Source organism: Arthrobacter sp. NPDC056691 (assembly GCF_042791415.1).
In the GTDB taxonomy this organism is placed as follows: Bacteria; Actinomycetota; Actinomycetes; order Actinomycetales; family Micrococcaceae; genus Arthrobacter.
Genome location: NZ_JBHTXX010000009.1, coordinates 153,431 through 162,841, shown reverse-complemented (window position 1 = coordinate 162,841; position 9,411 = coordinate 153,431). Strand labels below are relative to the sequence as shown.

At 65.8% G+C, this 9,411-nt stretch carries 13 protein-coding genes; 10 read left to right on the top strand and 3 right to left on the bottom strand.

What is annotated here, in order from left to right; all coding sequences use genetic code 11:
• Positions 1 to 194 precede the first annotated feature (194 nt).
• From ACFRAU_RS10310 to ACFRAU_RS10300, 3 genes are all read left to right on the top strand, one after another.
• Positions 195 to 734, top strand: a complete 540-nt coding sequence (locus tag ACFRAU_RS10310; protein WP_377999832.1) for a hypothetical protein — start codon at positions 195 to 197, stop codon at positions 732 to 734.
• A 103-nt stretch (positions 735 to 837) separates the two neighbouring features.
• Entirely contained in the window at positions 838 to 1,386 is a 549-nt protein-coding gene (locus ACFRAU_RS10305; protein WP_377997511.1) for an RNA polymerase sigma factor, read from the top strand.
• Positions 1,383 to 2,174 (top strand): hypothetical protein, encoded by a 792-nt coding sequence (locus ACFRAU_RS10300; protein WP_377999831.1) that lies wholly within the window; start codon positions 1,383 to 1,385, stop codon positions 2,172 to 2,174. The genes ACFRAU_RS10305 and ACFRAU_RS10300 overlap by 4 nt, the downstream gene beginning before the upstream one ends.
• A gap of 294 nt (positions 2,175 to 2,468) precedes the next feature.
• Here the strand turns inward: ACFRAU_RS10300 and ACFRAU_RS10295 are convergent, their stop codons facing one another.
• Together ACFRAU_RS10295 and ACFRAU_RS10290 are read right to left on the bottom strand one after the other, a co-directional pair.
• Positions 2,469 to 2,963 carry a CoA-binding protein gene (locus tag ACFRAU_RS10295; protein ID WP_377999830.1) on the bottom strand — a complete coding sequence of 165 codons (495 nt, stop codon included), beginning with the start codon at positions 2,961 to 2,963 and terminating at the stop codon, positions 2,469 to 2,471.
• On the bottom strand, positions 2,960 to 4,321 hold the full coding sequence (locus ACFRAU_RS10290) for an O-acetylhomoserine aminocarboxypropyltransferase/cysteine synthase family protein (protein WP_377999829.1): 1,362 nt from the start codon (positions 4,319 to 4,321) through the stop codon (positions 2,960 to 2,962). Before ACFRAU_RS10290 ends, ACFRAU_RS10295 begins: the two co-directional genes overlap by 4 nt.
• Before the next feature lie 230 nt (positions 4,322 to 4,551).
• Between ACFRAU_RS10290 and ACFRAU_RS10285 the strand changes: the two genes are divergently transcribed.
• The gene (locus ACFRAU_RS10285) at positions 4,552 to 4,977 is read left to right on the top strand and encodes a CoA-binding protein (RefSeq protein WP_377997507.1); all 426 of its coding nucleotides are present in this window, start codon (positions 4,552 to 4,554) and stop codon (positions 4,975 to 4,977) included.
• An 18-nt stretch (positions 4,978 to 4,995) separates the two neighbouring features.
• On the opposite strand, the gene ACFRAU_RS10280 is transcribed toward ACFRAU_RS10285, so the two are convergent.
• Positions 4,996 to 6,024, bottom strand: a complete 1,029-nt coding sequence (locus tag ACFRAU_RS10280) for an isopenicillin N synthase family dioxygenase (RefSeq protein WP_377999828.1) — start codon at positions 6,022 to 6,024, stop codon at positions 4,996 to 4,998.
• Positions 6,025 to 6,069: 45 nt separating this feature from the next.
• On the opposite strand from ACFRAU_RS10280, the gene ACFRAU_RS10275 reads away from it, so the two are divergent.
• The 6 genes from ACFRAU_RS10275 (at position 6,070) to ACFRAU_RS10250 (ending at position 9,378) form a co-directional block, all read left to right on the top strand.
• Positions 6,070 to 6,474, top strand: coding sequence for an MmcQ/YjbR family DNA-binding protein (locus ACFRAU_RS10275; protein WP_377997505.1), 405 nt, complete (start codon positions 6,070 to 6,072; stop codon positions 6,472 to 6,474).
• Positions 6,467 to 7,015 carry a DUF1990 family protein gene (locus ACFRAU_RS10270; protein WP_377999827.1) on the top strand — a complete coding sequence of 183 codons (549 nt, stop codon included), beginning with the start codon at positions 6,467 to 6,469 and terminating at the stop codon, positions 7,013 to 7,015. The genes ACFRAU_RS10275 and ACFRAU_RS10270 overlap by 8 nt, the downstream gene beginning before the upstream one ends.
• Before the next feature lie 13 nt (positions 7,016 to 7,028).
• The gene (locus ACFRAU_RS10265) at positions 7,029 to 7,679 is read left to right on the top strand and encodes a hypothetical protein (RefSeq protein WP_377999826.1); all 651 of its coding nucleotides are present in this window, start codon (positions 7,029 to 7,031) and stop codon (positions 7,677 to 7,679) included.
• 4 nt (positions 7,680 to 7,683) lie between these two features.
• The gene (locus tag ACFRAU_RS10260) at positions 7,684 to 8,001 is read left to right on the top strand and encodes a putative quinol monooxygenase (RefSeq protein ID WP_377997502.1); all 318 of its coding nucleotides are present in this window, start codon (positions 7,684 to 7,686) and stop codon (positions 7,999 to 8,001) included.
• A 23-nt stretch (positions 8,002 to 8,024) separates the two neighbouring features.
• A complete protein-coding gene (locus tag ACFRAU_RS10255) occupies positions 8,025 to 8,318 on the top strand; it encodes a DUF503 domain-containing protein (RefSeq protein ID WP_111904856.1) in 294 nt (97 codons plus the stop codon).
• Between the two features lie 118 nt (positions 8,319 to 8,436).
• Entirely contained in the window at positions 8,437 to 9,378 is a 942-nt protein-coding gene (locus ACFRAU_RS10250; RefSeq protein WP_377999825.1) for a hypothetical protein, read from the top strand.
• The last annotated feature ends 33 nt before the right edge of the window (positions 9,379 to 9,411 follow it).

Sequence of the window (9,411 nt, the reverse complement as noted above, 5' to 3'; positions counted from 1 at the left end):
ACCTTACGGTGGCCCGCCGCCGTCGTCGTTATTCAGTCGTCCTTGGGGCCAGGCATGCCCGTCAGAAAAAAGTTTCCGGAACCGCGTAACCTGCCGGCCCGCCGCGGCGATTACGTATATGTAAGCGCCGGGCCGAAGGTTGTCCCCCATCGGCCTCCGGCCCGGCCTTCAATCAACCAAAGGACTTTTTTCTGATGAAGAGTGTTAGCAAGACCACCAAGATTGCTGTCGCAGCCGCCATTGTCGCTGTTGGAGGTTTCTCCGGCATCGGACTGGCCAACGCCGCCCAGGTTTCCAGCGCGCAGCACGCAGAGGTGACCCCCGCTACGCCCGCCACCCCGACCGTTCCCGCCGCCCCCGAGGTTCCGGCAGTGCCTGCCGTCCCGGCCACGCCGGCCACCCCGACGGTTCCTGCCGTCCCGTCCGCCAAGGCCAAGGCCGCCGGCGAAGCTGCTGACGCAGCCGACGCCGCAGTGGAAGCTGACAAGGAAAACGCCGCCGCGAACGCCAACGTCTCCGCCGGGGACAAGGCTGCCGGCGCCAACGTGACCGCAGCAATCCCCGCCACCCCGGCCGTTCCCGGTGGCCCCGGCGTTCCGGCCACCCCGGCCGTTCCCGCCACCCCGGCTGTGCCGAACGTTGCGGACCACGTGGCCAAGCCGGCCGCTCCGTCCGTCGCTGCAGATGCCGACGTCGAGGCTGACGCTGCTGCCGACCTGCCCGCCGGCAAGTAGTTCTCAGCACGCGAAACAGGGCGTTCCCCGAATAGGGGCGTGAGGTGTGCGGCGGTTAGGCTTACTACCGCCGCACATCTGCAGGAAAGGGAAGGACCGCTCCTTGGCAGCTCAGCTGACCGATGACGAATTGTCAGCAGCCCTTTCTGGCGACCCCTCCGGCTTCAGCGCTGTCTACAGCCTCATTTCCCCCGCCGTCCTCGGTTATTTCCGGGCCCGCGGCGTGGACGACGCCGAAGCACTGACCCAGGACGTCTTTGTCGATGTCCTGCCCAAGCTCAGCAATGTCAGGGGCGGCCACTCCGGGCTGCGAACCTTCATCTTCTCCGTGGCGCACGCCCGGCTGGTGGACTACCGCCGCCGGTCCGCGAGGACGCCGCAGCTCACCGAATTTGACCCGCTCACGGATGACCGGCTGTCGAGTTCCGCAGAGGACGAGGTTCTCGGGTCGCTGGGCGGTATGTCTGCTGTACTTTCCATGCTTAACGACGACCAACGGGAAGTGCTGGTCCTCCGGATCGTCGCTGACCTATCGGTTGAACAGGTGGCCGGCATCATGGATAAAACCCCGGGGGCCATCAAACAGCTCCAGCGGCGCGGGCTCATTGCCCTGCGCGAACTCGTCAAGGAAAAGGACCCCGCAGCATCATGAGTGTCACGCCGGAAGGCCGCGAAGCAGGCGAGATCCAGGCGATCCTCCTGGATTCCGGGCTCGAAGACGACGCCGATCTCCGCAGGTCCCTCGAAGAACTGCGCGGGTTCGCCCAGGCCAGCGCACCCCAGCCGCGGGCCGATCTCGCCGCACTGCTCGCCCACGGGGCATCCCCTTCACATGGGGCGACCCCTTCAGGGGTACCGGCTTCAGCTGTCCCCGCCCAGGGTGTAGCCATGCGACGTGCGTCCAGGGTCTCCAGCCTTGAGCTGCATCGCCGCAACCGGCAGCGCAGGATGGGCATCGTGGTGGGCGCCGCAGTGGTCGGTGCCATGGGACTTGGGGCTGGCGCCGTCGCAGCCTCCAGCGAGGACTTCCGCAACAGCGTAGGCCATACCGTGGTCCGGATCTTCCAGCCCACCAGCGAGACTTCGGCACCGACGCCGGTGCCCACATCGCCTGCCGGCATTCCGGCGGCTCCGGTTCCAACTGTTGTTGCCCCAAAACCCGCCGTCACGGAAACGGCTGGATCGCCGTCGTCACCCGCGACGCCGGCCCAAACGGACCCGGCTTCGTCAAACGCTTCGTCCAACTCATCGGCGGCGAACGGTTCAGCTGCTTCGCACGGAGCCTCGAAGACCCAGACGCCGGGCCGCCCCACCCAGCTGCCGACGGTTCCCGGGACGGGCGTCGCGCCCAAGCTTCCGGCCAAGCCGCTACCGGCAGTGCCCACGCTGCCGGGCGGTGTCCCGACAGTCCCGGCCAAGCCGGTCCCCGGCACGCCGTAAGTCGCCGGCACGCCGTAGTTACCAGGCACGCCGTAGAGGGAGCAACCGAGTTTTTGTCCATATATTGGGCCCAAACCGCTGCTGAAGTCACGGTACGTGGACAAAAACTCCCCGGGAGAATGCCTGCCTGGACGGGCTCCACGGGCGGCACGAAAGTTTTTGAAAAAGTTTTGGAATCGGCGTAACCCTTTGGCGTTCCCCGTCGATTACCAAAGTGAGAGTGCCGGGCTGGAAGTTGTCCCCCATCAAATTCCAGCCCGGCATTTTTATGCCTTGGATCCGGCTGCCCTGTTGCTAGGCCAGGATCTGCCGCTTCGAGGAGATGACCCCGGTGTCGAACCCGGCCAGGTGTAGTCCGCCGTGGAAGCGTGCGTGCTCGATCTTCACGCAGCGGTCCATCACCACGTTGAGCCCCGCTGTTTCGGCATCCTGCGCGACGCCCTCGTGCCACGAGCCGAGCTGCAGCCACAGCGTTTTTGCACCAGCGGCCACGGCCTCGTCCAGCACGCCCGGCAGGTCCTCGTGCTTCCTGAATACGTCCACGATGTCCGGGCTCTCTGGCAGGTCGGCCAGCGAGGTATAGGTTGACTGACCCAGGATCTCCTTGACCACGGGGTTCACGAAATACACCTTGTACCGCGTTGAGGACTGCAGGTACGTGGCCACGAAGTAGCTGGCCCGCGACGGCTTGTCCGAGGCGCCCACGATTGCAACCGACTTCGCCTCACGCAATAGATTCAGGCGCTCCGGAGCAGAGGGACCCGTCCAAGTTCGCTGAGTGATGCTCATGCCCGGACTCCAATCGTGCAGGAATCAGTCGCGGTGGTTGGGCCTGCAGGGGATGCGGTTCCAACGGCGGCGACCTCCGCAGCAGCGGTAAGCGCCTGGTCCAAGTCCCACAGGATGTCCTCGAGGTCCTCCAGACCAACCGAGATGCGGACCAGGTCATCCGGGACGCCGGCGGACTCCAGCTGCTCATCGCTGAGCTGCTGGTGCGTCGTGGATCCGGGGTGGATCACGAGGGTGCGGGCGTCGCCGACATTGGCCAGGTGCGAAGCCAGTTGCAGGGACTCGATAAACTTCTGGCCGGCGGCACGGCCACCCCTCACGCCGAAGGAGAAGACGGAGCCCGGCCCCAGGGGCAGGTACTTGCGTGCCCGCTCGAAGTGCGGGTGGGACGGCAGACCGGAGAAGTTCACGTAGGCCACGCGCGGATCCGCTTCCAGCCATTCGGCCACGGCCTGTGCATTCTTCAGGTGTTCGTCCAGGCGCTGGGGGAGAGTTTCCACACCCTGCAGCAGCTGGAACGCTGCAAGCGGGGACAGCGCCGGGCCGATGTCGCGCAGCTGCTCGCAGCGCAGCTTGGTGAGGAACCCGTATTCGCCGAAGTTGCCCCACCAGGAGACGTTGCCGTAGGAGGCTACCGGCTCGGTCATGGTGGGGAACTTGCCGTTGCCCCAGTTGAACCGGCCGCTCTCGACGATGACGCCGCCGAGTGTGGTGCCGTGGCCGCCAATGAATTTAGTGGCGGAGTGGATTACGATGTCCGCCCCGTGCTCCATCGGCCGCACGAGGTACGGCGTGCTCAAGGTGGCGTCGACAACTAAGGGGACGCCGGCTTCGTGCGCCACCTCGGCCAGGGCCGCCAGGTCCTGAACCTCCGACGACGGGTTGGCAACCACCTCGACGAAGATCGCCTTCGTGTTCTCCCGGATGGCCGCCGCATAGTTGGCGGGGTCGGTGCCGGGGACGAAAGTGGTGTCCACGCCGAAGCGGCGCAGGGTGACGTCAAGCTGGGTGACAGTACCGCCATAGAGCTGGGCTGCCGCTACGATGTGGTCGCCGGACTGGGTAAGCGCCGCGAAGGTGATGAACTCCGCGGCCATGCCCGACGACGTCGCAACCGCTCCAAGGCCGCCCTCAAGCGACGCGATGCGCTCCTCGAAAGCGGCCACGGTCGGGTTGCCGATGCGGGAGTATATGTTGCCGTACTTCTGCAGGGCGAACAGGTTGGCGGCGTCCTGGGTGTCCTTGAAGACGAACGACGTCGACTGGTAGATGGGCACCGCGCGGGCGCCGTGCTCGGCGTCGGGCGTGCCGCCGGCGTGCAGGGCGCGGGTGCGGAACCCGAACTTGCGATCAGCCATTACGCTGCGACCTCCCCGGCGGCTGCGGAAATCCGGGCCAGGGTGGGCAGGGCAAAAGTATGCTCTGGGGTCATTGCAGCACTCTATCGGGAATGGTCGTCTCACCTCACCGGTTTCTCAAAATCGCGGACTTGCGGGATGTGGCATTCGTTCATCGCCGTTGTGATGCCCGCCAGGCATTCACATATTCGGAAAAGGCCGCCAAATCACCGCGGGAGTAGAGTTGAGGCATGGCTCACGAAAACGATCCGGCGGTTATCGACCGACTCATGCGAACGAAGGGCACCTGGGCGATTGTGGGCCTGACCCGGAATGAGTGGCGCTCGGCGTACGACGTCTCGCTGTATGTCCGCGACCGCATGGGCATGGAGATCATCCCGGTCAACCTGCCCGGTGACGACGTGCACGGCGAGAAGGGATACCGCTCCCTCACCGAGATTCCGGCGGCGAAGCACCCGATCGACGTCGTGGACTGTTTCGTCAATTCGCAGAAGGTGGGATCCGTCATTGACCAGGCCATCGCCGTCGGTGCCAAGGCGGTGTGGCTGCAGCTGGGCGTGTTCGACGAGGCCGCCGTAGAGCGCGCAAAGGCCGCCGGGCTCGACGTCGTCGTCGATTCCTGCCCTGCCCGCGAAGGGTGGCGCGTGGGCATTTAGCCTTTTTAGGGCATCAGGTCAGGGCCTCATCAGCTCTGGGTAGTGACGCTCGGTGACATCCGGGTGGGCACGCATCCGGCCCTTGAGCATGTTCAGGCCGAACGAGGCAAGCATCGGGTTGGACGGGTCGTCGGAGATGCCGCGCGCCTGCATCTTCAATTCCGCCGGAAGGGGTACCGGATCGATTACCGCGTCGAGTCGGGGTGACCAGAAGAACGGGACTGAGTAGCGGTCCACGCCGGGTGGCGGGGCCTTGACGCGGTGGATGGTGGCGGCCAGATATCCCCCGGTGGCCACTTCGAGCATTTCGCCGAGGTTCACCACCAGCGCTTCAGGGGTGGGCTCCACGGGGACCCACGCGCTTGCACCTGGCGGCAGCACTTCAAGCCCGCCCACTTCATCCTGGAGGAGGAGGGTCACAAACCCGTAGTCCGCGTGGGAACCCACTCCCTGGTCGCCCGCCGCTTCCACCACTCCGCCGACGTAATGGACCAGCTTGCCCATCCATGCCGGAGCATCCCTGAACGGTTCCTCGAAATAGTTCTCCGGCTGCTGGAGGGACACGGCGATGGCCCGCATGAGCTCCGCCCCTACCTGGGACATGAGCTCCGCCCAGGCCATGGCCACCTGCATCAGCTCCGGCATGGACTCTTCAGGCCAGAGGTTGTGGCCCTGGAGGAGCCAGTACGGCTGTCCAGTCGGATAATCCTTCACCGGCTCCCGGTCAGGTGAGTAGTCGATCTGCTCCCGCGCATCCGCCCTTCCCTGCGTGACCTCCGTGCCCATCCTGGTGTAGCCACGGAAATGCGGTGACAGCCGGTTGTCGAGCTTCATCCGTTCCTCGAGGGGCAGGTCGAAAAAGCGCTTGATCGTCCCCAGCAGCTCCCTGGCCTGGCCGGGGGCACCGCCGTAGCCGATGACCTGGAAGAAACCGACGCGGTGCGTGGCGTCGCGGAGCTCCTCAATGAATTCCGGACTGAACGAGCCGTCGGCCCGGCGGGCGGAGCCGAGATCGAGCACAGGTATGGTCTCCTGGGCAGCTGCCATCTTCGCAGACTAGCACCGCCCGGAAAGGGTTTGTAGGCTCGCTGCATGGATCCCGCCGAACTGAGAAAAATCTGCCTGTCGTTTCCGGGCGCCTTCGAGGATTTCCCGTTCGGTCCCGAAACGTCGGTGTTCAAGGTCAGGGCGGCCGTGTCCGGCGGGGCACGGCAGGAGGCCAAGATGTTCGCCGCATCCGCCATGGATCCTGACGACTGGTCGGTGAGCCTCAAGTGTGAGCCTGCCCTGGCCGAACAGCTGCGGGCAGTGCATCCGGAGATCACCGGGGCGTGGCACATGAACAAGACGCACTGGAACGGTGTACGGCTGGACGGGGCGTTGCCCGACGACATGGTCCGGGACATGGTGGAGGACTCCTACGACCTCGTGGTTGCCTCGCTGAGCCGGAAACAGCGGGAGCAGCTGGGCTGGGCCAGGCAGGTCGGCAATGACTGAAAAGCGACTGGCGCAGGGCGCCCTCAACTATGCGGAGATCGGTGCCACCGAGCACGGCGGGTCACCGGCTGGCTACCGCCGCGTCGCGTCCCGCACCTATCTGGGCGAGGGCGCGGACGTCTACCGCCGGGTGGCGGAGGGGATCCTGGCCTGGGAACTGCAGCGGCGGTCCGGCCTGCGGGTCCGGACCGACTCCGGCGTCGTTGTTCCCGGCGCACGCGTGGTGAGCGGATTCGGCGTCGGGCCCTTCCGCCTTAACGTGCCCTGCGAGGTGGTGTGGGTGCACCAGCCCGTGGCGGGCGGCGGACCGCAGTCCGCCGGATTCGGCTACGGCTCGCTGCCGGGCCATCCGGTTCGAGGTGAGGAGTCCTTCGAGGCGGAGATCGACGCCCAGGGCCGGGTCTACGTCAGCATCACGGCGTTCAGCCGGCCGTCCAACTGGTTCTACGCGGCGGGCGGCGCGCTGGCCCGCCGTGCGCAGCGCCTCATGACTTCCCGATACATTGAAGGTGCACGCCAACTCGCCGCAGGTGAAAGCTGATCAGGAGAGGTACATGCTGGACCAAAAGAGCCTTGACCTATTGTGGAACTTCGAGGATCCCAAGCTGTCCGAGCAGCGCTTCCGGGATGCGCTGGCCGACCCCCGCTACGACGCCGACGAGCGGGCCGAGCTCTCCACTCAGCTGGGGCGGGCCATCGGGCTCCAGGGCCGCTTCGAGGAGGCCGATGCGCTGCTCGACGCGATAGACGGGGACGAACCGACGGTAGGTGTCCGGATCCTGCTGGAGCGCGGGCGGGTCCTGAACTCGAGCGGGCACGCGGCCATGGCGGTGCCCTTGTTTGAGCAGGCGGCCGAGCTCGGCGACCACCTTGGCGAGGAGTTCCTTGCGGTGGACGCGCTGCACATGCTGGCCATCGCCGACTCCGCCCACGCGGAGCTCTGGACCCGCAGCGCCCTGGAGTACGCCTCCACGGTCCACGACGAGCGCACCAAGCGCTGGATGGTGGCGCTGCACAACAACCTGGGCTGGACGCTGCACGGCGCGGGGCGGCTCACCGAGGCGCTCGTGGAGTTCCAGCTGGCCGAGCAGTGGGCCGAACGCGTCGGAACCCCGGCCCAGCAGAAGTACGCCCGCGAGGCCATTGAGGAGTGCGAGCAGGCGCTGGCCGCCGGGCCGCATCTACAAACCGAACGAAAGGCATAACCCCGTGATATTCATCGTCGTCAAGTTCAAGGTCAAGCCAGACTGGTCCGACAAGTGGCTCGGGCTCGTGGCCGACTTCACCGAGGCCACCCGCCAGGAGCCGGGCAACCTGTGGTTCGACTGGTCCCGCAGCGTGGACGACCCCAATGAGTTTGTCCTGGTGGAGGCGTTCAAGGACGATGCCGCCGGTGACCACGTCAGCAGCGCCCACTTCAAGAAGGCCATGGCGGACATGCCACAGGCTCTCGCCGAGACCCCGCGCATCATCAGCCGGCAGCTCGACGGCGAAGGCTGGGACGCGATGGGCGAACTCACCATCTGAGCGCCGTCGCTAGCATTAACGGCATGTGGATCGGCTGGATCGAGTTCGACATCCTCCTCGGCGACGTGCACAGCCTCAAGGAGAAGCGGTCCGTGGTGCGGCCGCTGCTGGCCGAGGTCAAGCGGCGCTACGACGTTTCCGTGGCCGAGGTGGGGGACCACGACCAGTACCGCCGCACGAGGATCGGCGCCGGCCTGGTCGCCGCGGACCGCGCGCACCTCGTGGAGGTGCTCACCGCCGTCGAGCGCTTTGTGGCCTACCGCCCCGAACTCGAGCTGCTGAGTGCCCGGCAGCGGGAGATCCACAGCGAGGACTAATCTCATCGACTGCTCCGTAGCTGCCGTTTTGGCCGCTCAAAACGGCAGTTACGGAGCAACGGATGGAGGCTGTGGATAACTCCTGCAGGGCTGGAGTCCTTTCTGTTCTTATGTACCAATGAAGATCGCACGCCCATTACCGAACAGATTCCAGGACCGGCCGTTTACCGTTGGTGAGGCCGGCCGCGCGGGCATCACTTCGAAACGGCTCCGGCACCGCTCGCTCACCACGTTGGGCAGGGGGATCCGTGCCGAAAGCCCGACGGCGGAGCTCGCCTTGTGCGTCAGGGTGCGGCCCTTCATCGAGGTCAATGAGCGGTGCGCCGCATCGCACCTCACGGCGGCGGAGCTCCTCAACCTGCCGCGACGACGGCAGAAGGGGGCGTCCGACATGTTCGACATCATCAGACCCGAGGGGGCGGCCCATCTGAACCGGCCGCACGTCATCGTGCACCGGATGAAACTCTACGACGATGAAGTCACGGTTCTGGACGGCATCCCCGTCACCACACCGGAACGAACGTGGCTGGATCTCGCCGAAATGCTGAGCGTGGATGAGCTTGTTGTGGCGGGTGACAGCTGTGTGCGTGTTCCGCGTCCGGAGTTGGAGGGCCGGGACCAGCCGCTGTGTACGCTGGCGGACCTGCAGCGAATGATCGACCGGCATAAGGGAAAGCGGGGGCTGCGCAAGGCAAAAGAGGCCATCATGCTCATCCGGGTTGGCTCGGACTCACCGCAGGAGACCCTGCTTCGGATGGCGATTATCCGCGCGGGGCTTCCGGAGCCGGAGCTGAATGTGCCGATTCTTTCTGAAGACGGCAGGCGTCACCATGAGCCGGATCTGTCCTACAAGCAGTACCGCATCGGCGTCGAGTATGAGGGCGAACACCACGGTGACGGGTTGCAGATTGAGCGGGACATTGCGCGGTCGGAACGGTACTCAGCGCTGGGTTGGACGGAAGTCCGCATCTCCAAGCGCCACATGTTAAATGACGGCAAGTCGGCCGTAGCCAAGGTCCGCAGCGCACTGGTCCAGGCCGGCTGGCGGCCCGGCCGTTAACGATCGATTGCTCCGTAACTGCCGTTCTGACGG

Excerpts from the sequence above, each read along its gene's own strand:
- ACFRAU_RS10310 (WP_377999832.1), top strand. The coding sequence starts at position 195 with ATGAAGAGTGTTAGCAAGACCACCAAGATTGCTGTCGCAGCCGCCATT.
- ACFRAU_RS10300 (WP_377999831.1), top strand. The coding sequence starts at position 1,383 with ATGAGTGTCACGCCGGAAGGCCGCGAAGCAGGCGAGATCCAGGCGATC.
- ACFRAU_RS10295 (WP_377999830.1), bottom strand. The coding sequence starts at position 2,963 with ATGAGCATCACTCAGCGAACTTGGACGGGTCCCTCTGCTCCGGAGCGC.
- ACFRAU_RS10290 (WP_377999829.1), bottom strand. The coding sequence starts at position 4,321 with ATGGCTGATCGCAAGTTCGGGTTCCGCACCCGCGCCCTGCACGCCGGC.
- ACFRAU_RS10285 (WP_377997507.1), top strand. The coding sequence starts at position 4,552 with ATGGCTCACGAAAACGATCCGGCGGTTATCGACCGACTCATGCGAACG.
- ACFRAU_RS10280 (WP_377999828.1), bottom strand. The coding sequence starts at position 6,024 with ATGGCAGCTGCCCAGGAGACCATACCTGTGCTCGATCTCGGCTCCGCC.
- ACFRAU_RS10275 (WP_377997505.1), top strand. The coding sequence starts at position 6,070 with ATGGATCCCGCCGAACTGAGAAAAATCTGCCTGTCGTTTCCGGGCGCC.
- ACFRAU_RS10270 (WP_377999827.1), top strand. The coding sequence starts at position 6,467 with ATGACTGAAAAGCGACTGGCGCAGGGCGCCCTCAACTATGCGGAGATC.
- ACFRAU_RS10265 (WP_377999826.1), top strand. The coding sequence starts at position 7,029 with ATGCTGGACCAAAAGAGCCTTGACCTATTGTGGAACTTCGAGGATCCC.
- ACFRAU_RS10255 (WP_111904856.1), top strand. The coding sequence starts at position 8,025 with ATGTGGATCGGCTGGATCGAGTTCGACATCCTCCTCGGCGACGTGCAC.
- ACFRAU_RS10250 (WP_377999825.1), top strand. The coding sequence starts at position 8,437 with ATGAAGATCGCACGCCCATTACCGAACAGATTCCAGGACCGGCCGTTT.